This is a genomic window from Marinimicrobium sp. UBA4209, from assembly GCF_002381585.1.
Lineage (GTDB): Bacteria > Pseudomonadota > Gammaproteobacteria > Pseudomonadales > Cellvibrionaceae > Marinimicrobium > Marinimicrobium koreense.
The window spans coordinates 10,589-31,102 of the sequence record NZ_DFTP01000003.1 but is presented as its reverse complement, the minus strand read 5'-3'; the positions used below and the strand labels follow the sequence as shown (position 1 = coordinate 31,102).

Sequence of the window (20,514 nt, the reverse complement as noted above, 5' to 3'; positions counted from 1 at the left end):
CGCACCGGGGTTTTCATATCCTGACGCGCGAAATAACCCGGCGCCAGTACCTTGATCAACATAAAGGCCAGCAACCCCAGCGCATAGGCCCGCAGGCTGTAGGAGGCCATCTGCATATCCCGGACGGTCGTTTCACCATACTGGAACAAGGTCATCAGAATGGGTTCGGCCAACAGGATCAACGCCAACGTCGCGGGCAACGCCAACAACAGCACGCTGCGCACCGCCCAGTCCAGCGTCTGACTGAAGGTTTCGGGGTCCTCAGCGGCGTGCTGGCGGGACAGACTCGGGGTGATCACCGTCGCCAGAGCGATGCCAAACACCCCCAGGGGCAGCTCCACCAACCGGTCCGAATAGTAGAGCCAGGATACGCTACCGGTCGGCAGAAATGACGCAAGCACGGTATCCAGCAGCAGGTTGATCTGACTGACCGACACGCCGAACAAAGCCGGCGCCATCAGCCAGAGAATGCGCTTCACCCCCGGATCGCGCCAGTCCACCTTGGGCGCGGGCAGTAGGTGAACACGCTTCAGAAAAGGCAACTGGAACAACAACTGCACTACCCCGGCCGCCATCACCCCCCAGGCCAGGGCATAGGCCGGCGTATCCATGTTTGGCGCCACTACCAGCGCTGCCAGAATCAGACTCAAGTTGAGTAGCACCGGGGTAAAGGCGGGAATCGCAAAGCGGTCGTAACTGTTGAGAATGGCCCCGGCAAAGCCGGTCAGGGATATCAGCAGCAGGTAGGGAAAGGTCACCCGCACCATATCCACGGTCAGGGCGTATTTATCGGGATCGTTCAGCCAGAAACCCGGGGCAAAAAGCCCGGTAACCAGCGGTGCCCCCACCACGGCCAGCACCGTGACCGAGACCAGCACCAGCCCGAGGCAGCCGGCTACCCGGTCCACCAGGGCCTTCACCGCCTCGTGCGTTCCCTTCTGCCGATACTCCGATAATACCGGCACAAAGGCCTGGGCAAAGGCGCCCTCGGCGAACAACCGGCGCATGAAGTTGGGAATCTTGAAGGCCACAAAAAAGGCATCCGCCCCGGCCCCCGCCCCGATGACCCGGGCAAAGACCATATCCCGTACCAACCCGAGCACCCGCGAGAGCATGGTAAAGGCGCTCACCAGCGAGCTTGAGCGCAACAGGCTGGGCGCTTTAGTGACCGCAGTGGTATCAGAACTGGGGGGGTGCGATTGAGTCACAATCCTTCCTGAATTCAGAGACGACAGGCGCATTATCCACACTCCGCCCCTTGAGAGATAGCGAAGCCCATCACACAAAAACCGATTGACGATCGGTTTTTGTGTGACTAGGCTGATCGACACCTGCAGTGCAATGCCAATAATCCTGACTACCGAGGAGACACCGTGCCCGGCAAAGAACCCCCTACTACCGCAACGCCACCCCTCGGCGAGCTGGAAATAGCCGTAATGGAAGCACTGTGGCAGACTCCCGGTCAGTCCGCCAAAGACCTGCACGCCACCCTCGGAGCGGCCAGAGGCATTTCCCTGAATACCGTTCAATCCACCCTCGACCGGCTATACCGCAAACAACTGCTCAGCCGTACGAAAGTGGCCCACGCCTTTCGCTACCGGCCCCAGGTAGCCCGACAACAATTGATTGCCGGATTGATCAACGATTTACTGGGACGCTTTACCAATGACGCTCACTCTTCTCTGGCAGCGTTTGTAGACGCCGCTGACCAGTTGGACGAACGGGCGCTGGACGAGCTGGAACAGGTGCTGAAGGCACGGCGCGGCGAAGGAGCATCGTCATGACCGCCTTGCTCGACTTTTTCTACCTGCTGACACTCTTGGCAGTGATGGCCTGGCTCCTCGCCAACGGGCTACTTTGGCTGGCTGGGCGGCTGCTCTCACCTGAACACCTGAGCCGCCACTTGTGGTTATACGCTTTGACGCCTTGGCTGGCCATGGCCGCTCCGGTTACCGCCATGTGCGTCATCGCGGCAGCCAAACCCCTTGGTTGGATTGCTGATCATTGCGCGCACCACGGTATGCATCATCCCCATTTGTGTTTTGAGCACTGGCCCGCCCTCGACCTGCAATGGATCCACCTGCTCAGCGCTGCGGCCCTGGCAAGCCTGCTGATCAAAGTCCTGACGGGGTTTTTATTCCGAGAGTTCAAGGCCGCTCGCGACACCACAGCGTTGTTGGCCCTGAGCCGAGGTAACGGGCGATTGCGTCGTCTCGACACGTCGGAGGTCTTTGCCTGCACCGCAGGCTACCGACACCCGACCCTGTTCATGACCCACGGGCTGACCGATCGGCTCGATCATCGGGAACGTCGCATCGTTCTGGCCCACGAAGTCGCCCATCTGCGTCGGCGCGACCCGCTACGCAACCTGGTGTTCAACGTCTTGTTGTTGGCACACTGGCCATCATCTGCACGATCACTTTGCGCCCTGTGGCGGCAACGCATGGAGGAGCAGGCCGATGACCGGGCGGCCTGCCGTTTTGGCCCCGAGGCCGTGGCGGCGACGCTGATCAAAGTGGCACGCCTGAGCGGACCCTCGCCCACAGGAAGTCTGTCGGCTAGCGGCGGCCAACTTCTGCCCCGAATCCACCGGCTTCTGCATGCCCAACCCGACAGGGTATCTCGAACCCTAACCATCTCGAGTGCTCTGACTATCACTGCCTTTCTGGGTGGCGTGGCGACCCTGGTGGTCGTCCATCATTCCCTTGAAACCCTTCTCGGCTTTCTGGTAGGAGTTTAACCGTGCCACACCCCTTTTCCCCGATCTTTGGTCTCCTGCTGCTCGCGCCCGGGCTGGCCGCTGCTGACACGCCGTTAACCGAACAGGAGGCGGTCCAGCTCGGCCTACAGCAGCCCGAGGTGGTCGCCCGCTGGGACGCCCACACCGACATCGCTGAGGGCCAGCTCGAATCCGCTGGTCGCTGGGCCAACCCGGAAATTGAATACAGCCGCGAAACGTTGGAGCTCCCGTCGGGCGACTCCGAGGAGAACACCTGGTCCATCCGCCAACGCCTCAATCTGGCGGGCGTACCCGGGCTGTCTCGGGAGGCGGCGCGCCATCAATATCGGGCGTCGGGCTTTCGCAACGATCAGGCCCGCCGGGAGTGGGCAGCAAATATCCGCCAGCACTTTTATCAAGCCCTCGCGGCCCAACGTGAAGCGGAGCTCATCGCCGACTGGCATCGCCGGCTTACCGAGCTGACGACGGCCATTGAGCAACGCGTCGCGGCGGGCGATGCCTCCAGGTACGATCACAATCGTCTGCTTCAGGAACTGGCGCTGCTGGAGGGCGAACGACTGAATACCCGTGCCAACGCGACCTCTGCCCGAGACCGGCTGGCACAACGAATTGGCGACGGCCAGCGACCGCTCACGGGCCGCCTGCTGCCACCCACACACAAACCGGCGGAAGCCTCCGCCGTCACTCAGAGCCCACAAATGCAAGCGCTTTCGGCAGAAACCGAGAGCGCCAAGGTACGCGCCGAGGCCGCCCAGCGCCAGCGCTGGCCGGAGCTGACCCTGGGGGTCGGTCGCAAGGAGGTGGTTGAGCCCGGCTTTCAGGCGGAAGGCAACGTCATCTCCATCGGTATTGAGATCCCCCTGTTCGACCGACACTCTGGCCAGGCCCGAACCCAGCGAGGCCGCGCCCAACAACAACGGGCGGAGCTCACGCTTGCCCGCGCCGAGCTCCGCACCCGCTTGCGCGCACTGCAGCGCGATTTGGCCGCTGAACAGGCGTCCGCCCTGGCGTTACGGGAAAGCATCAATGCGCCGACGGAATCACTGTCTGACATCGCCGAGAGCAGCTACGCGGCCGGCGAGCTCAGCATTGCCGAGTTGATTGACGCCCACCGCTCGGAACTGAATACCCGCCGGGCGCTTGTCCAGCGCGAGCTGGAAGCGCGCACCACCTTTATCCAACTGACACTACTGACTGGAGAAACACCATGAAGTCATTGAAGCCCCTGATCACGCTCAGCGCACTGGTTCTGGCCCTCACCGCCTGCAGCGATGCCGAGCACGCACACGACGGTGACGCTGGGCATGGCGATGACCACGCCCATGAGCAGAACAACAGCCACCCGCACGACGATGGTCACTCCCACGAGGACGGCCACGACCACGGCGATCACGACCACACGGACACAGAAGCCTATTACGGCGACGACGCTGAGCAACCGGAGGCGGAGGCAACCGACACCCAGCCCCACCATGACGACCATGACCACGGCGAAGGCCACGACCATGCCCATTGATTCACGCCCCTGGGTCCTCACCCTGGCGATGCTGGTCACCGCCTGCTCCGACACCCCCTCCGGTGAACACGGCCATGACCACGGCCCCGACGGAGACCACGCCGACCATGAGGCGCATGATGCGCCAGTGCTGGTGTACACCGATTTCAGTGAACACACCGAGCTGTTTGTGGAGTTTCCCGCCCTGGTGGCTGGACAAAGCTCACGCTTTGCGGCCCACGTCACCCGATTGAGTGATTTTATGCCACTGACGGAGGGGCGACTGGATGTATTGCTGCAGCGCGACGGGCGTACCGTCGCCCGCTTCCGGGTGAACGAAACCACCAGTCGCGGCATCTTCCGGCCCAGCGTCACGCCCCGCGATAGCGGTGACTTCGACCTTGTGATTGAGGTCGCTGACGGGGATATGACCGCCCGGCACTCTCTGGGCGAGATCAGAGTATTTACAGACAATGAGGCGATTCAGGGTCTGCCCGATCATCCCGAAGGCGATATCGCGTATCTGAAAGAACAGCAGTGGGACAACCCGTTTGCGACGGTATCCGTTCAACCCCGACCATTGCGACGCTCGGTTCCGGGCTTTGGCACCGTCACCGCTCCGGCGGATGGAGACGCCACCGTGCGGGCACCGGCCGACGGTTATATTGCCAGCACCCCATTGATTCAGCCGGGTCAGCGCGTTGCACAAGGGACCACACTGGGCGTGCTGATTCCCCGTCTGGGTGACCAGTCCGATATCGGCAGCCTGATGGTCGCGCTGGAACAGGCCCGCTCCCGGCGGGCGCTGGCGGAGCGGGACTTTGAACGACTTACCGGCCTATTGGCCCAGGGAGCCATTCCCGAACGGCGGATGCTGGACGCCCGGGAGGCTCTTGATGTTGCCCGCGCCGAATTCCGCGCCGCCCGTGCCCGGGTGGAGCAGTATGAGTCCGGCAACGCCGAGGCGGGGCTCGCCCTGCGCGCGCCGGTGGCCGGAGCGGTGGTCACCACCAATGTCAGCCCCGGTGCCTTTATCAAAGCCGGTGATCCGCTGTTCCGGATTGCCGCGCCGGAGCGTCGTTGGCTCGCCATCCGGGTTCCGGAGCGCTTTGCCGGGGAGCTTGCCCACAGTAGCGGCGCCTGGCTTGATCGACCCGACGGCCCGCTGGTGTTGGATGCGCAGCAGGGCGCCCGCGTTGTGCGGCACGACAGCGCAGTGGACCCGCGCACCCGCACCGCAGGCGTTACCGTGGAGTACCCCACCGAGGTCGGCCCCACACTACTAGGCGCCCGAGTGGCGGCCCATGTATTCACCGAATCTGCCGTGGAGCGGTTGGCGATTCCCCGCAGTGCGGTGATCGACGATGACGGCCGCTCCGTGGTCTACGTGCAAGTCAATGGTGAAAGCTTTGAGCGTCAACCGGTGGAATTGGGCCTGCGCGACGGTGCCTGGGTGGAAGTTCGCCAAGGCCTGAGCGCTGACGACCGGGTGGTCAGCGAAGGGGCCTACCTGGTGAAGCTGGCGTCGGCTGGCGGTAGCGAAATCGGTCACGGCCACGCCCACTAACCCCCGGAGTTTTCCATGATTGATCGCATTATACGCGTGTCCCTGAACAACCGGTTGCTGGTTCTGGTCGCCGCGGGCCTACTGATGGTCTGGGGCGGCTGGTCGGCCCTGAAGGCTCCGGTGGATGTCTTTCCCGACCTGACCGCCCCTTCGGTCACCATCGTGACGGAAGCCCACGGCATGCCCCCCGAGGATGTTGAGCGGCTGGTGACCTTTCCCATCGAGACCGCCATGAACGGTGCCGGCGGCGTCCGCCGGGTCCGCTCCAGCACCGGGGTCGGCATCAGTGTGGTGACGGTGGAATTTGAGTGGGGCACGGATATTTATCGCGCCCGCCAACGCGTCGCCGAGCGGTTGCAGAATGTCTCGGCGGCCCTGCCCCAGGACCTGCCGCCACCGGTACTGGCACCGGTCACCTCCATCATGGGGGAGATTCTGTTTATCGCGCTCACCTCGGAGCAGCACGATGAAATGGCCCTGAAAACCGCCGCCGACTGGCAGGTCCGGCGCCGGCTGCTGGCCGTACCGGGAGTGGCCGAAGTCATCCCCACCGGGGGTGAAACCCGCCAGTTTCAGGTCGTCGCCTCTCCGGAGCGTTTGTCCGCCTATGGGGTAACGCTGGACCGACTGCGCCAGGCGGTGGCCAACGCCACCCGCAACGCCTCCGCCGGTTTTCTGACCGAGAACCGGCAGGAATTCCTGATCCAGGGCATCGGCCGGGCCCGCACCATTGAGGATCTTGAGCAGGCGGTGGTCACCACCCGGGATGATGTGCCCGTGCTGGTGCGGGATCTGGCCATTGTTCAGACTGGCCCGGCACCGCGACGCGGTACCGGCAGCTACAAAGGCGATGCGGGTGTGGTGTTGGGCATCCAGAAACAGCCGGGGGCAAACACCCTCGAACTGACCCGCCGACTGGATGGCGTCATTGATGAGCTGCAGGAGTCACTGCCCGAGGGCATGCGGATCGAAACCGACGCTTTCCGCCAGGCGGACTTCATTACCGTCTCCATCGACAACCTAAGCACTGCGCTGCGGGACGGCGCCATCCTGGTGGTGGCCATCATGTTCCTGTTTCTTTACAGCGTGCGGGCCACCGCTATCGCCCTGGTAGCCATTCCTCTGTCGTTGTTGGTGGCCGTACTGTCCATTCGCTGGTTCGGCGGCACGCTCAATACCATGACCCTCGGGGGTATGACCATTGCGCTCGGCGCGTTGGTGGACGACGCCATTATCGTGGTGGAAAACATTGTCCGCAGGCTCAGGGAAAATGCCGATCGTCCCGAGGCGCAACAGCAGTCGGCGCTGAGCGTTGTCTCGAACGCGACCCGGGAAATCGAGGGCTCCATCGTTTTCGCCACCCTGATCATCATTCTGGTTTTTCTCCCATTATTTTTCCTCAGTGGCGTCGAGGGTCGACTACTCGAACCCCTGGGGCTGGCCTACGTCGTTTCCCTGGCGGCCTCGCTGCTGGTGGCGATCACCGTCACCCCGGTGCTCTGTCTGCTCGGGCTGCCGGGCAGTCGCACGGTAACCCAGGATCACGATACCCGTCTGATCGCCGCCCTGAAATCGGGATACCGTCCCCTGCTGGCGTGGTCTCTGCGCCGCTGGCGCGTCGTGATCGGCGGCGCCCTCGCATTGCTGCTGGCGTCACTGCTGGGACTGTCACTCGCGGGTCGGGGGTTTTTGCCAGAGTTCAACGAAGGCAGCCTGACCCTGAGCGTGGTGACCCTGCCCGGCACCTCCCTGGAAACCTCCGATGACATCGGCCAACGAGTAGAGAAGATTCTGTTGGAGCAGCCGGAAGTGGTCGCCACCGCCCGGCGCACCGGCCGGGCGGAGCTGGACCCTCACGCCCAACAGGTATTCGCCTCGGAAATCGATGTCTCGCTCGACATGCGGGAGCGGGACAAGGCGGAGCTGCTGGCGGCCCTCCGTCAGGAATTCGCCCTACTGCCCGGGACCAACGTCATTATCGGCCAGCCCATCTCCCACCGCATTGACCATATGCTCTCGGGCACTCGAGCCAATATCGCCATCAAGCTCTTTGGCGATGACCTCTCGGAGCTACGCCGCCTGGGTGGGCAGATCGAGTCCATTGTGGGTGGCATTCCCGGGGCGGTCGATGTGGCCATGGACGAGCAGAGCCAGATCCCGTTTGTCACCGTACGCTTCGACCGGGCGGCCCTGGCCAACTATGGCCTCAGTATGACCGACGCCGCCGAGGCTCTGGAAACCGCCTTCAATGGCACCACCGTCGGACGATTACTGGAGGGAGAGGCGAGCTTTGATCTGGTCGTGCGTCTGCCCCAGAGCGCCAAGGAGAACCTGGATACCCTGCGCAATACCCAGCTCACCCTGGCCTCGGGCGCTCAGGTCCCCTTTGCCGCCCTGGCCGATATTCGACGTGAGCGCGGCCCCAACACCATCAGCCGGGAGAATGTTCAGCGCAACCTGGTGATCATGGCAAACGTCGCCGAGCGGGACCTGATCAGCGTGGTGGAGGACATTGAAACCGCCATCTCCGACAACGTCACGCTGCCCACCGGCTACCGGGTGGAGTATGGCGGTCAGTTCCAGAGCGCCGAGGCGGCGAGCACCCGCTTACTGCTGCTCGGCGCTTTGGTGATCGCGGGTATTTTCCTGCTGCTGGTCGCGGCGTTTGGCCGAACCCGGGATGCGGTGCTGGTGATGCTCAACCTGCCACTGGCTCTGATCGGCGGCGTGGCCGGCGTCTGGTTTGCCGGCGGAATTGTCACCGTCGCGGTGCTGATCGGGTTCATCACCCTGTTCGGCATTGCCACTCGCAACGGTGTGATTCTGGTCGACCACATCGGCCGCCTGATCCGCGAGGGAGGCCTCACACCGGAACAGGCGGTACGCCAGGGGGCCGAAGAGCGCCTGGTGCCCATTCTGATGACCGCCCTGGCCACGGCCCTCGCGCTGGTGCCCCTGGCCCTCGCGGGCGGCGAACCCGGCAGTGAAATCCAGGCCCCCATGGCTATTGTGATTCTATGGGGGCTGCTCAGCTCCACCGCACTGAATATGCTGGTGGTTCCGGCCATGTACTTGCGCTTTGGCGCCACCCGCACCTGATCCGACCTGAACGAGCCTGCCGCCTCTCGCGCGGCGGGCCACTCCGTCATCTCCCGCTATCGATCGGCATCCACTCCTAGTGGTCCAACCACACCTCCGCTCTCCAAAACCATCCTCGGTTGGCGCATATTATTGATAAACTAAACGAGAAGTATTATTGTTCGCAAAACTTGATTAAGCGGAGGTCCACAAACATGCTCAAACAGTCCCTTATGACGGTCGCGCTACTGGCGGCCGGACAGAGCTGGGCACAGGAAGCCCCGGCAGTCACCGAGGAGTTTATCGTTACCGGCCGGGCACAAACCCTGTACCAGGTATCGGAGTCGTCGGTTTCCACGCGATTGTCCGCGGATCTGACCCGCGTTCCCGCATCGGTCCAGGTTCTCAACAAGGATCTGATCCAGGACCAGGGGGCCCGGGATGCCCGGGATCTGTACCGCAGCATCAGTGGCGTCAACTTCTTCAGTTACTCCGGCGTGAGCTTTCGCGGCTTCCGCCAGGATGAAGTCCTTTATGACGGTCTGCGCGGCGATCCCTATGCTGGCTTCTCCGTTCCCCGCCTGTTTGGTGTGGATCAGGTGGAAGTGCTCAAGGGACCCAGTGGCGCCGTCTACGGCGCGGGCCAGCCCGGCGGGCTGATCAACTACAACACCAGCCAGGCTTCGCTGGACTCTTACGCTCGCGCGCAAGTCATCGCGGGAAACTACGACCTGACCGGCGTCAACGTTGAGGCCACCGGTGCTTTTGACGGCAGCGACCTCGGTTATCGGGTGGCCATGCTCAAGGAAACCGAGGAGCCGTTCCGCAACAACACCACCAATGAGAACGATCAGGGCGATCTGGGATTGGTGTGGGAACCTTCGGGCAACACCCGGGCTCTGTTCAAATACTCCTTCGTGGACCAGACCCTGGGGGGCAATCGCCTTCGGGGGGTTCCCATTGATCAGGACGGTGAATTTCTGGTGGATACAAGCTGGAACCACAATGAGGTCACCGACTTCCTCTCTCTGGAAGCGGATATCCTCTACAGCCGACTGCAGCACGCCTTCAGCGATAACCTGAGCATCGACCTGGCCGCCCGCTACTACGACAACCAGGAAAAGCAGAACTACCATGAACCCCGGGGCCTGTATGACTCCAATGGAGACGGCACCCGCGACATGATGAAGCGCCAGTTCCGGGATCAGGTGCGCAACAATGAGGGACTGTCGGCCTACGCCAATCTGATTACCGCGTTTGACACCGGTAATGTCGAACACGAATTCCTGGTGGGTGCGGAAATCTTCGACCAACAGGACGACTTCAAAGCCAAGCGCGGCGCACCGATCGAGGACGGCGGCGTGGTGCCCCCACTCAGCCTGTACGACCCGGTCTACGGCCAGACGTCACGGGCCCAATACGGCCTGGACGACAACCCCTGGGAAACCCCTCGCAAAAGCGAACAGATGCAGACTGGCGTCTATGTGCAGGATCTAATGCGACTGTCTGAGCAGTGGGACCTTTTGGCCAGCCTGCGTTTTACCCAGTTTGAGAGCGATGGCGACAGTGTCGAAAAAGACAGTGATGAGGCCCTGACCTACCGCGTCGGCGGTGTCTACCACCTGAACCGCTCCGTCAACCTGTACGCCAGCATCAGCGAAGGCTTCGTCCCCCAATCGGCGGGCAGTCAGGACCCGAGAGCGGGCGGCCCCTTCGAGCCCGAGGAAAGCGAGCAGTTTGAAGTGGGTGCCAAGCTGGAGCTGTTTGAAGGCCGCGCCCGCCTCAACCTCGCCGCCTACGAAATCGAACGGCGCAATGTGCTGCAGGCCGACCCGGCCGGCGATGTCGACAACGACGGTATTGACGATCTGATCCCCGTCGGCCGGGTGCGCAGCCGCGGCGCCGAGCTGGACCTGAGTGCGGACCTGCTGCCCCAGTGGACCCTGACCTTCAACTACGGCTTCAACGATGTGAAGGTCATTGAAGCGACCAGTGGCATCACCAACGCCACTGGCGACGACTTTGCCAATACCCCGGATCATCAGGCCGGTCTCTGGACCCGGTACGATTTCCTGAGCCTCAACTCCGCCATCGCGTTCGGAGCCGAGTATAAAGGTGAGCAGATCGGTATCCAGGGTGACCCGGTGAACGACTACACGGTGTTCGACGCGAGCTGGCAAAGCCAGTTTGATGCCTGGAAGCTGCAGATCAACCTGCGCAACCTGTTCGACAAAACCTACGCGGAGAGCGGCTTCATTACCCGCACCGGCCATTTCCCCGGGGAACCCCGCCGGGTCACGGTCACCCTGAGCCGCGAGTTCTGAGGTGTCTCCCGAAGCCCCCACGCCACGCGCCCGCACCGGCGGGCGACGTCGCTGGTTCAACCTGCACTCTTGGGTGGGACTGAAGTTCAGTCTGTTGTTTTTTTTCGTCAGCTTGACCGGCACCCTCGCGGTTTACGCCTACGAACTGGACTGGCTGTTCACCCCTGCCCTGCGCGTGCAGGCCCCGGAAAGTGGCGAGGGTGCCGAGCGCCAACCGCCCGGCACCCTGCTCGCCGCCGCCCTCAAGGAGTATCCCGGGTGGCGGCCGAGCTTTATGTATCTCAACCTGCCCGACTACATGGCCGCGGAACTGATTGCCGTGAACGAGGACGGCGAACGGCGGCGAATCTACGTCAATCCATACACTGCCGAAGTGCAGGGCCATGCCAACTGGTACAACGCCCACCGGTTTCTGCGCGAGGCGCACCGCCACCTGATGCTGCCGCTGCAATGGGGACTCACCATAGTGACCCTGCTCAGCTTTCCGCTGCTGCTGTCCATGATTTCCGCCTTCCCCATTTTCAAACGCTGGTGGCGCGGCTTTTTCAAACCACCGAAGCCCCGGGACCCACCCCGGCGCTGGTGGGGCAACCTGCACCGGTGGCTGGGCCTGTGGAGCCTGCCCTTCATTCTGGTGATCGGCCTCACCGGCATCTGGTATCTGGTTGAAAAGTGGGGCGGCGCAGCCCCGGCGGCGGGCGCCGAGCTGCGCCCGCTGCCCGAGGCCAATGCCTTGCCCCGGGATGCGGACACACTCAACCGCGCCATTGAGCGCGCCCTGAAGCCCTGGCCGGAATATCAGTTGGACAGCCTCTGGTTCCCCGGCGAGAACCAGCCGTTGATTCTCCAGGGGCAAGAGAAGGCTCTGCTGGTGCGCCCCCGGGCCAACACTCTGCTCATCGACCCGACCACCGGCGAGTCTCTGGGTCGTGTGCACGGTGAACAGCTCAGCCTGCACCAACGTATCGCCGAGGCAGCCGACCCACTGCACTTCGGCACCTTCGGCGGCCAGCCCACCCGCTTTCTCTGGTTCCTGTTCGGCCTGATGCTCACCACCCTGGCCGCCTCCGGCACCTGGATTTACTCCCTCCGCCTCACGTCCGGCCGCTCCCACCGGTCGCGTAGGGCGGGTAAGCCTAAAGGCGCACCCGCCGTTCCCCACCTATCCGGCGTAGTGCCACGCTCGCCCTGGCGCACCCTCTGGCAAGGCCAACTCCTCCCCTGGCCCCAGATGGCCCTGATTCTGACCTGCCTGATCCTGGCTCTGGTCAATATCGGGAGTTGACAAAGAGCGACCCAATCCATACTGTATAAAAAAACAGTAATGACCCAGGAGGTAAAACCATGGCTGTAGTCGCCGTTTGGAAATGTGATCGGGATGGCAAGATGTTTGACGATAAGAAAGCCGCGGAAGCGCACGACAAAATGCTGGAGCTGGCTGCCAATATCACCCAGTTGATCGAAAACTCGGTGGACGGCATCAGCGAGGCACACAGTGAGGCCATTGGCCTGTTGCTCGCCGAGCGCAGCGACCTGCTGGCCAAGGCCTGCAAGGGCAAGCCGGAAGTGTTGCTGGAAGGAACGGAAGACCAGAGCGCGAATGTCACGCCTCTGGCCTCCAATCAATAACGCCCCTTGCGTCTCACTCGCTCAGGGACTGAGCGGTCACCCCTCAAAGTTCCAGGTAGATTCTCAGGCTGGAGCGCTCCTGATGATGATCGTGATGATCATGACTTCTTGAGCGATAACGATACGCGTCGTCCCGATAGTTTTCGTGGCGATGGTGATACGCGTCATGTCTGCGCTCCCGGCGCCACTTCCTCATTTCACGCTCTCTCTCCCGCTCCCATTTACGGGCTTCTCGCGCGCGCTCTTTATGGTGTTTTTTGTGCTCCCAAGCCGCCGCATGAGGCGGTGGAGCGGCATGTAGTGCCACCGGAGCCATCAATACCAGACCAGCCAGCGTAGCAGACAATAGGGTTTTCATACTCAACACCTCCAGATCGGTCATTCGAAACAGTGGGTTCAGTATGTCTCCGGGATTCTGAACTCAGTCTGAACGGGATACACCTCTATCGCCCAACCATGAGCAGCGCTCCGCATTGGTGCTCTTGCAACAGTCAGCGCACAGCTTCCGTGCACAAAGCCTCTTTTCCGATGAACCAGCATTGAGCACAGGATTACAAAAAGCGCCCTCCGTTGGAGCAACCGCATTCGGGGAGGCCAAAATTCGGCTCCTTCTGCACAAAACGCCACCTTTTCTTCAGATGTTTTCTGCGTGGCACGACGGTTGCAACTCACCGATTACCAATTGGCGAAGCACGTCTTTGCACCGCAAGCATCACCGCCTCAATTCAGGAGAAACAACTTCATGGCCTATATCGAACCGAGTGAGTTCGTCACCAAGATGGTGGATTCCGGCGAACAGAAAGTGTACATGTCCAACAAGGACACCTTGATCCGCGCCTTTATGGCCGGCGCCATTCTGGCGCTGGCCGCCATGTTTGCCATCACTGTCATGGTCAATACCGGCTCCCCGCTGCTCGGCGCGGTACTTTTCCCGGTGGGCTTTATCATGCTCTACCTGATGAAGTTCGATCTGCTGACCGGGGTGTTTACGCTGGTCCCCCTCGCTTACCTGGACAAACGCCCCGGTGTAACGCTCAATCAGGTGTTGCGCAACTGGGGGCTGGTATTCCTCGGCAACTTTGCCGGGGCACTGACCGTAGCAGTGGGCATGTCGTTCATTCTGACCTATGGCTTCAGCATTGATGGTGGCGAGATTGCCGCCAAGGCGGCCCAGATTGGTGAGTCGCGTACCGTCGGCTACAAGGAGCACGGCCTGTCCGGCTGGATCACCATTTTCATTCGCGGCATCCTGTGTAACTGGATGGTCTCCATGGGGGTAGTCGGCGCCATGATTTCCACCTCCGCCGGCAGCAAAATGGCCGCCATGTGGATGCCCATCATGCTGTTTTTCTACATGGGCTTTGAGCACTCCATCGTGAACATGTTTCTGTTCCCGTTTGGTCTGATCATGGGTGGAGACTTTTCCATAGCCGATTATCTGCTCTGGAATGAACTACCCACCGTTCTGGGCAATCTGATCGGCGGCTTTCTGCTGGTGGGCCTGCCCCTGTATTACACTCACGTGCGCACCAGCCCCGCTCGTCGGTTGGCTTAACCGTAGAGACCCGGGCCGTCGTTTCACCACGACGGCCCAACCTTTATGACTCAACCTCTACGCATTCGCATCGGCCAGTACACGCATTCCGGCCACAAATCCGTGAACCAGGATTTTGTCGGCGCCCGGTTACCGACCGGCGCCACGCTGGGGCATAAAGGGGCGGTGCTGGCCATTGCCGATGGCATCAGCAGCAGCGACGTCAGCCAGATCGCCAGTGAAACCGCGGTCAGTGGTTTTATTGAAGATTATTACTGCACGCCGGAAGCCTGGTCGGTCAAGCAGTCAGCGGAGCGGGTACTGCAGGCACTCAACGCCTGGCTGTTCGCGCAGACGCGCAACAGCCCGTACCGGTTTGAACGGGACAGAGGTTACATCTGCACCTTCAGCACGCTGATTTTCAAAGCCCGTCACGCCCACCTGTTGCACGCGGGAGACACGCGCATTTACCGACTGGCGAATCAACAGCTGGAACCGTTGACGGAAGATCATCGCCACTGTGTGGATGCCGACACCCACTACCTGACCTCGGCGTTGGGGGTTCATCCTCATCTGCGTTTCGACTATCACCAACTCGACCTTGAGCCCGGTGACACCTTTATTCTTGCCAGCGATGGGGCCTACGAGTTTTTTGACGCCTCGGACATCACGCAGGTAATCGATGCCCAGCGGGATGACCTCAACGGCGCGGCCAGAACCCTGGTGGAGCAGGCATTGGCCCGCGGCAGTCGGGATAATCTGAGCGTTCAGATTGCCCGGGTGGAAGCGCTGCCGGACCCCACCGTGGGGGAGCTTTCCCGCCAGGCTTCGCTCCTGACGTTGCCCCCCGCTCTGGATGCGGGTACGGATTTTGACGGGTATCGGATTCTTCGTTCGCTCTATATCAGCAGCCGCAGTCATGTCTACCTCGCCCGGGACACCCTCAATAATGGCCCCGTGGCCATCAAAGTCCCGGCTATGGAAGGCAGAGACAATCCTCACTATCTCGAACGCTTTTTAATGGAGGACTGGATCGCGCGGCGGTTTAACCACACCCACCTGCTTAAAGCCGCTCGGCGGGAGCAGGAACGCGGCTTTCTGTACGTTGCGTTGGAATATATTGACGGCCAGACCTTGAGTCAGTGGCTGAAAGATAATCCGAGTCCTGATTTGGCCAAGGTCCGGGATATCGTGCAGCAGGTGGCGAGCGGACTGCAGGCGTTGCATCGCCAGGCCATGGTGCACCGCGATCTTCGCCCGGACAACCTTATGATCGATACTCAGGGAACGGTCAAAATTATTGATTTCGGCTCCGCCAGCGTCGCGGGCCTCAGTGAAGGACGAAGCCGCGACGGGGTGATCTACGGCGCGGCCCTGTACGCCGCCCCGGAATATTTTCTCGGCGAACCGGGAGACCCGCGCAGCGATCTCTATTCCCTGGCCGTGCTTGCCTATCAGATGCTGACCGGCAAGCACCCCTATGGTCCCAAGGTGGCCCGGACCCGGACCCGAGCGGAACAGCACAAACTCCGTTATCGCAGTGCTCAGGAACACCGGCCTTCGGTTCCCGACTGGGTGGATGAATGCTTGCGCAAGGCCACGCAGATCAGTCCGCACAAGCGCTACACCGAGCTATCCGAGTTTATTTATGATCTAAACAACCCCAACCCCGCGTTCGTTCGAAAATCGCGACCGCCATTGATTGAGCGTAACCCGGTATTGTTTTGGCAGGGTGTGTCGTTGATTCTGTTGGTGTTGTTGGTCGTGCAGTTTGCGTAGGTTGAGTTACGGCGGATGCGCCTTCGGCTTATCCGCCCTACGCGACCCAGCGTGTCCCCTAATCGCCACCCCAGGCCCGATTCATCACCAGGTAGCTGAACGACGCGGACCAGGTGATCATCATAAAACCCACCAGAGCCTCGGTACCGGCGAGAAACCGTATATCTCCGGCGGCCGACAAGTCGCCCCACCCCACTGTGGTGTAATTCGCGGCCGAAAAGTAAACGCAATCGAGCAGCGTCAACTCACTGTAGCCCTGAATCACTCCGTAGCCATCCAAACCCAACAGCAACCAGAACACAAAACCGAACATCCAGATTTCAACCACATGGGCGAACAGCAGAACAAACATGGTGAGCAGCACGACCGGGCGGGTCCGGTGGTTGCGACCAAAGCGTCGGTGTCGGTCGATATGCCAGCGGTTGAGCCACTGGATCACTTCGTAATGAAACACCACCCCCAGGGCCACCACGACCGCCGTGGCCACTACGGTGATAACTGAAGAACTTGCGCCAAGGTTCATCAACAGTCTCTCTATTGACGGATCGCCAACCGTTTACGCCACATGACCTGCCAGCCTTGAGCGGTCAGGTGCCGATCACGCCACCGTCGTTTTTGGTGATCAGTACCGTGGTGGAACGCGGCCGGGTTTTGCCATCGCTGGCCGGGTAGCTGATGCCCGGGTGTTGAACATTGATCCACATCGCGGTGCCATCCGGCGTCGCGGTAATACCGGTGATTTCGCAGCCGGACGGGCCGGTCAGAAAACGACGCACCTCCCGGGTCACCGGATCGGCGCAGAGCATCTGATTGGTGCCCATGGCATCGTAAACCGACTTGCCGTCACTGAAGTCAGTCTGAATCCAGAGGCGCCCCTCAGGATCAAACCATAGGCCATCAGGGCTGGCAAAAATATCCCCCTTGATGGTGCCGTATTGGTGATCGGTTTGCCAGCTTTCGTCGGCCGGGGGCTGCTCGCCAGCGAGCAAAAACAGCTCCCAGTGAAAGGCGGTGGCCGCCGGATGCCGGTTGTCCTCCCGCCAGCGCAATATCTGGCCGTGATGGTTTTCCGGGCGCGGGTTGGCGGCGTCGACCGGCTCGTTCGGATCGACACCCCGATCGGTGTTATTGGTCAGGGTCACGTAGCCATCGCGGGTAAAGGGGTTCACCGCGGTCCACTCTGGGCGATCCATTGGGGTTGCGCCCACCGCATCGGCCGCACTGCGCAAGTTGATCAGCACATCGGCCTGATCGCGGAAGCCATCTGTTTCGGTGAGGCCCGGCGCCCCCCAGACCAGCGGGCGCCACTCGCCGGTGCCATCTTCGTGATAGACCGCGACGTAAACGGTACCCTTGTCCAGAAGATCCCGATTGGCCTTCGGGTTATCGGCATCAAAGCGACCTTCCGGCACAAACTTGTAGACGTATTCGCCCCGGGTATCATCGCCGGAATAAAACGCGAGGATGCCATCCGGATGCTGAACGCAGGTGCAGCCTTCGCGCACAATGCGACCAAACGCGGTGCGCTTGACCGGCCTGGAGTCAGGGTCAAACGGATCCACCTCCACCACCCAGCCAAACCGGTTGGGTTCGTTCACATGGCCACCGTGGGGCTGCTCGGCCCGAGGGGTCGCATCAAAGCGCGGATCGGCCGATTCCCAATAGTTGTAGTGGCTGTTGAGACCGGCGGCAATGCCGTAGCGATGGTGTTCACGCCGACGGGCATGATCCGCCGCGTCGCGATTGACGAAATAGTTTTTCCAGTTTTCCTCGGCAATCAGGTAGGTGCCCCAGGGGGTCACCCCCATGGAGCAGTTGTTCAGGGTCCCCAGCACTTCCCGCCCTTGCGGATCGTCGGCAGTTTTCATCGCCTCCGCACCCGCGCAGGGGCCGCTGAGGGTCATGGGTGTGTATGCGGTCAGGCGACGGTTATAGCGCGAGGGGTAAACGCGCTGCCAGTCGCCCCGGGGATCTTTGCGCAGCTCGATAATGCTCAGCCCATGGCCCGCCTGCTCCTTGCGGACTTCATTGAGCGGCCTTACCCGCCGGCCTTGTTCATCTTCGGTGACGGTGGGGCCATCGGGGTGAATCGTCGCGTTGATGTACTCGTGGTTGATCACCAGCAGGCCGCGCTCATTGGGCGCATCCGGAAAAGGGAAAAAATGCATACCGTCGTGGTTCTGACCGGACTGCAGGGCCTGCTCGGTCCAGGTGTTCTGCGCATCGGGACGCCATTCGGGCGCCCCGCTTTCCACTGGGTCCCCCCAACTGAAAAAGGGTCGGGCCGTGTAGCCCTCGGGCACATCCACCCGGTCGTAACCCGGATCACTCGCCACCGGCACCGGCTTGAACCCGATGGCCGGGCGCGGACTGTCCCGAAAAGCGGCGGGCGCGCCTTCCCGGCTGGCACAGGCGCTGAGCAGGGTGGACGCCGCAAAGGGGCCGGCCAACAGGCCCAGGCCACCTTTCAGAACCCGGCGCCGGGCGTGGCTGACCTGATTGAGGTGTCGGTTATCGCTGGGGTTTACCCGCGTATCGCGGGCCTGGTCGGCGCACTGGATCAGGACGGACTGGTTCATCACTTTCGTTCACCTCACTCTCATTCGCCGTTACTCTCATCCACCGTTACGTGGAATAGGGCCACAATCACCCGGCGACTCCGGGTATGCTGCACGCTTTCGCCAAAAAGTGCCAGATGAGCCCCGGAAGAATCGCATCAGGTGACCGTCCGGTGCTCGTCAGACAGGGTAACGATCCGCTCCCACAGCGCGTTGGTCCACCTAGCCAACTCGTGAACGAAGGGCTCCCGCACCAGTGTGGGGTCGATACACCAGCGATCAATATCCGGATGTCCCACGGCGGCATACTCCCAATCGATCAGGTACAGACGATCGCCGGTCTCCAGGACATTTTCGGGAATCAGATCATGATGGGTCAGGACTGCTGGCCAATCCGACCGGTCGAACGCCACCAGGGTTTCCCGAAAGAGCCACCAGCTCGACGCCAGTGCTGCGTCAATCGCACCCGCGTTTTCCAATTGCTGCCAATAGTGGTCCAGGTAAGCGGTATAGGAACGACGGGGCGTACCCGGGGCCAGCACCTGCGCCGCCCCCAGACACTCCATTAACCGACGACGCTGCCGGGGGTCCTGAAAATCAGCGTCGCTCCAGGTGCGCCCATCAATATGCGGAAAAACCGTGAAGTCTCGCTGCGGTGACCAATAACAGGCACCCCGGGTCAATCCCGCCTCGGCGACGGTGTCAAGAATCGCGGCCTCCTGCGCCCGGTCAATCCCAAGGTGCGGGCCCCGGGGGTTGTTCAGGCGAAGCAGCAGGTCATCGTTGAGCCCCGGCGCTCGCAGGCGAAAGCTGCGATTGGTGCGCCCGCCCTCAATGGGACCGAGCACGCGGGGAGCGTCAGTGATCGGCAGCGGCCACTCCCGCCAGGTGGCGAGGGCGGTTTCGAGGCGAGTAAACGCGTCAGGCACAGGCCGCTTCCTCGGCGCGATCACTGCTCTGGCCGCGATAGTCACGAACCCAGCTTAGCCAACCAAAGACCGAGATGATCAGATACAGCGCCATCAACAGTGCGGTCAGGTACAAGCTGCGCTCCCAGAGGATGATCATTTGCAGGCTGTTGATCACCATCCAGTAAAGCCAGTTTTCCAGAACCTTTCGGGCCACCATATAGGTGGTCACCACGGCGGCCCAGGTGGTGAAGGAGTCCAGATAGGGCCAGGCGGCCTGGGTGAACATCGTCAACCAGGTACCGGAGGCCAGGCTGACCAGCACAATGCCCCCGATCACCAGCAGGTGGGTTCGCCAGCGCCAGGTCTGCACCGGCAGTTCGGTATCACCCCGACCACCGTGACGCCATTGCCACCAACCGTAAACGGCCATGGCCATGTAGTAGACGTTGAGCCCGGACTCCATCAGCAGGCTGACGTTCCAGTAGAGCGCGGTGTAGATGGCGGTGCTCAGAAAGCCCGCGTACCAGCACAGGGCGTTCTGACGCACGGCTAATACCAGGTAGGCCAGCGCAAGCGTTACCGCGACCAGCTCCCAGCCGAGCCACTGGGACCAGGTGTCGGCCAATTGTTGGGTGATGTCGTTCATCAACTCAGGGTTTCCATCAGTTCAGGGCTTCATAATTGGGCAGAAATTTGGTGACGAATACGGCTTTGCCATACTTTTCGTAACTGTATTTCATGCCATCACGCAGGATGTCCATGACGCGGTCGTAGTCGCCGGTGATGATGGTGCAGGTGGGCACGGTCTGAATCAGAATGCCTTCCTGCTGGTTGAGCCAGTCGATAAACCCTTTGATGGGCGGAATGTAGTCGCCATTAAACGGGTACATGCTGATTTC

General features: G+C 61.6%; 18 protein-coding genes. 11 read left to right on the top strand and 7 right to left on the bottom strand.

Features of this window, described 5'->3' with window-relative positions; genetic code table 11:
- On the bottom strand, window positions 1-1,115 hold a 1,115-nt coding region (gene murJ / locus B3187_RS00220; RefSeq protein ID WP_414673656.1), incomplete at its 3' end, for a murein biosynthesis integral membrane protein MurJ.
- Window positions 1,116-1,373: 258 nt separating this feature from the next.
- Between murJ and B3187_RS00215 the strand changes: the two genes are divergently transcribed.
- The 9 genes from B3187_RS00215 (at window position 1,374) to B3187_RS00175 (ending at window position 12,833) form a co-directional block, all read left to right on the top strand.
- Window positions 1,374-1,784, top strand: a complete 411-nt coding sequence (locus B3187_RS00215) for a BlaI/MecI/CopY family transcriptional regulator (RefSeq protein ID WP_286804121.1) — start codon at window positions 1,374-1,376, stop codon at window positions 1,782-1,784.
- Complete coding sequence (locus B3187_RS00210; protein WP_286804120.1) at window positions 1,781-2,740, top strand: M56 family metallopeptidase; 960 nt, start codon at window positions 1,781-1,783, stop codon at window positions 2,738-2,740. The genes B3187_RS00215 and B3187_RS00210 overlap by 4 nt, the downstream gene beginning before the upstream one ends.
- A gap of 2 nt (window positions 2,741-2,742) precedes the next feature.
- The gene (locus tag B3187_RS00205; protein ID WP_286804119.1) at window positions 2,743-3,951 is read left to right on the top strand and encodes a TolC family protein; all 1,209 of its coding nucleotides are present in this window, start codon (window positions 2,743-2,745) and stop codon (window positions 3,949-3,951) included.
- Window positions 3,948-4,256, top strand: a complete 309-nt coding sequence (locus B3187_RS00200) for a hypothetical protein (RefSeq protein ID WP_286804118.1) — start codon at window positions 3,948-3,950, stop codon at window positions 4,254-4,256. Before B3187_RS00205 ends, B3187_RS00200 begins: the two co-directional genes overlap by 4 nt.
- Window positions 4,246-5,802, top strand: a complete 1,557-nt coding sequence (locus B3187_RS00195) for an efflux RND transporter periplasmic adaptor subunit (RefSeq protein ID WP_286804117.1) — start codon at window positions 4,246-4,248, stop codon at window positions 5,800-5,802. The genes B3187_RS00200 and B3187_RS00195 overlap by 11 nt, the downstream gene beginning before the upstream one ends.
- A 15-nt stretch (window positions 5,803-5,817) precedes the next feature.
- Window positions 5,818-8,901, top strand: a complete 3,084-nt coding sequence (locus tag B3187_RS00190) for an efflux RND transporter permease subunit (RefSeq protein WP_286804116.1) — start codon at window positions 5,818-5,820, stop codon at window positions 8,899-8,901.
- Between the two features lie 194 nt (window positions 8,902-9,095).
- Complete coding sequence (locus tag B3187_RS00185) at window positions 9,096-11,204, top strand: TonB-dependent siderophore receptor (protein ID WP_123639528.1); 2,109 nt, start codon at window positions 9,096-9,098, stop codon at window positions 11,202-11,204.
- Window position 11,205: 1 nt separating this feature from the next.
- Window positions 11,206-12,489 (top strand): PepSY-associated TM helix domain-containing protein, encoded by a 1,284-nt coding sequence (locus B3187_RS00180; RefSeq protein ID WP_123639529.1) that lies wholly within the window; start codon window positions 11,206-11,208, stop codon window positions 12,487-12,489.
- Window positions 12,490-12,548: 59 nt separating this feature from the next.
- A complete protein-coding gene (locus tag B3187_RS00175; RefSeq protein WP_024462528.1) occupies window positions 12,549-12,833 on the top strand; it encodes a YebG family protein in 285 nt (94 codons plus the stop codon).
- Window positions 12,834-12,876: 43 nt separating this feature from the next.
- Here the strand turns inward: B3187_RS00175 and B3187_RS00170 are convergent, their stop codons facing one another.
- On the bottom strand, window positions 12,877-13,191 hold the full coding sequence (locus B3187_RS00170; RefSeq protein WP_152521742.1) for a hypothetical protein: 315 nt from the start codon (window positions 13,189-13,191) through the stop codon (window positions 12,877-12,879).
- Between the two features lie 384 nt (window positions 13,192-13,575).
- On the opposite strand from B3187_RS00170, the gene B3187_RS00165 reads away from it, so the two are divergent.
- Entirely contained in the window at window positions 13,576-14,388 is an 813-nt protein-coding gene (locus B3187_RS00165; protein ID WP_123639532.1) for a formate/nitrite transporter family protein, read from the top strand.
- Window positions 14,389-14,433: 45 nt separating this feature from the next.
- On the top strand, window positions 14,434-16,146 hold the full coding sequence (locus tag B3187_RS00160) for a bifunctional protein-serine/threonine kinase/phosphatase (RefSeq protein WP_286804115.1): 1,713 nt from the start codon (window positions 14,434-14,436) through the stop codon (window positions 16,144-16,146).
- Between the two features lie 58 nt (window positions 16,147-16,204).
- On the opposite strand, the gene B3187_RS00155 is transcribed toward B3187_RS00160, so the two are convergent.
- From B3187_RS00155 to B3187_RS00135, 5 genes are all read right to left on the bottom strand, one after another.
- On the bottom strand, window positions 16,205-16,669 hold the full coding sequence (locus B3187_RS00155) for an ion channel (protein WP_123639534.1): 465 nt from the start codon (window positions 16,667-16,669) through the stop codon (window positions 16,205-16,207).
- 64 nt (window positions 16,670-16,733) lie between these two features.
- Window positions 16,734-18,725 (bottom strand): PhoX family protein, encoded by a 1,992-nt coding sequence (locus tag B3187_RS00150; RefSeq protein ID WP_286804114.1) that lies wholly within the window; start codon window positions 18,723-18,725, stop codon window positions 16,734-16,736.
- 137 nt (window positions 18,726-18,862) lie between these two features.
- The gene (locus B3187_RS00145; protein ID WP_286804113.1) at window positions 18,863-19,633 is read right to left on the bottom strand and encodes a phosphotransferase; all 771 of its coding nucleotides are present in this window, start codon (window positions 19,631-19,633) and stop codon (window positions 18,863-18,865) included.
- Window positions 19,626-20,261, bottom strand: coding sequence for a nicotinamide riboside transporter PnuC (gene pnuC / locus B3187_RS00140; protein WP_123639537.1), 636 nt, complete (start codon window positions 20,259-20,261; stop codon window positions 19,626-19,628). Before pnuC ends, B3187_RS00145 begins: the two co-directional genes overlap by 8 nt.
- 16 nt (window positions 20,262-20,277) lie before the next feature.
- A partial coding sequence (locus B3187_RS00135) for a YkoF family thiamine/hydroxymethylpyrimidine-binding protein (RefSeq protein WP_286804112.1) occupies window positions 20,278-20,514 on the bottom strand: 237 nt, incomplete at its 5' end.

Excerpts from the sequence above, each read along its gene's own strand:
- pnuC (WP_123639537.1), bottom strand. The coding sequence starts at position 20,261 with ATGAACGACATCACCCAACAATTGGCCGACACCTGGTCCCAGTGGCTC.
- B3187_RS00150 (WP_286804114.1), bottom strand. The coding sequence starts at position 18,725 with ATGAACCAGTCCGTCCTGATCCAGTGCGCCGACCAGGCCCGCGATACG.
- B3187_RS00200 (WP_286804118.1), top strand. The coding sequence starts at position 3,948 with ATGAAGTCATTGAAGCCCCTGATCACGCTCAGCGCACTGGTTCTGGCC.
- B3187_RS00175 (WP_024462528.1), top strand. The coding sequence starts at position 12,549 with ATGGCTGTAGTCGCCGTTTGGAAATGTGATCGGGATGGCAAGATGTTT.
- B3187_RS00210 (WP_286804120.1), top strand. The coding sequence starts at position 1,781 with ATGACCGCCTTGCTCGACTTTTTCTACCTGCTGACACTCTTGGCAGTG.
- B3187_RS00155 (WP_123639534.1), bottom strand. The coding sequence starts at position 16,669 with ATGAACCTTGGCGCAAGTTCTTCAGTTATCACCGTAGTGGCCACGGCG.
- B3187_RS00190 (WP_286804116.1), top strand. The coding sequence starts at position 5,818 with ATGATTGATCGCATTATACGCGTGTCCCTGAACAACCGGTTGCTGGTT.
- B3187_RS00185 (WP_123639528.1), top strand. The coding sequence starts at position 9,096 with ATGCTCAAACAGTCCCTTATGACGGTCGCGCTACTGGCGGCCGGACAG.
- B3187_RS00170 (WP_152521742.1), bottom strand. The coding sequence starts at position 13,191 with ATGAAAACCCTATTGTCTGCTACGCTGGCTGGTCTGGTATTGATGGCT.
- B3187_RS00165 (WP_123639532.1), top strand. The coding sequence starts at position 13,576 with ATGGCCTATATCGAACCGAGTGAGTTCGTCACCAAGATGGTGGATTCC.
- B3187_RS00195 (WP_286804117.1), top strand. The coding sequence starts at position 4,246 with ATGCCCATTGATTCACGCCCCTGGGTCCTCACCCTGGCGATGCTGGTC.
- B3187_RS00160 (WP_286804115.1), top strand. The coding sequence starts at position 14,434 with ATGACTCAACCTCTACGCATTCGCATCGGCCAGTACACGCATTCCGGC.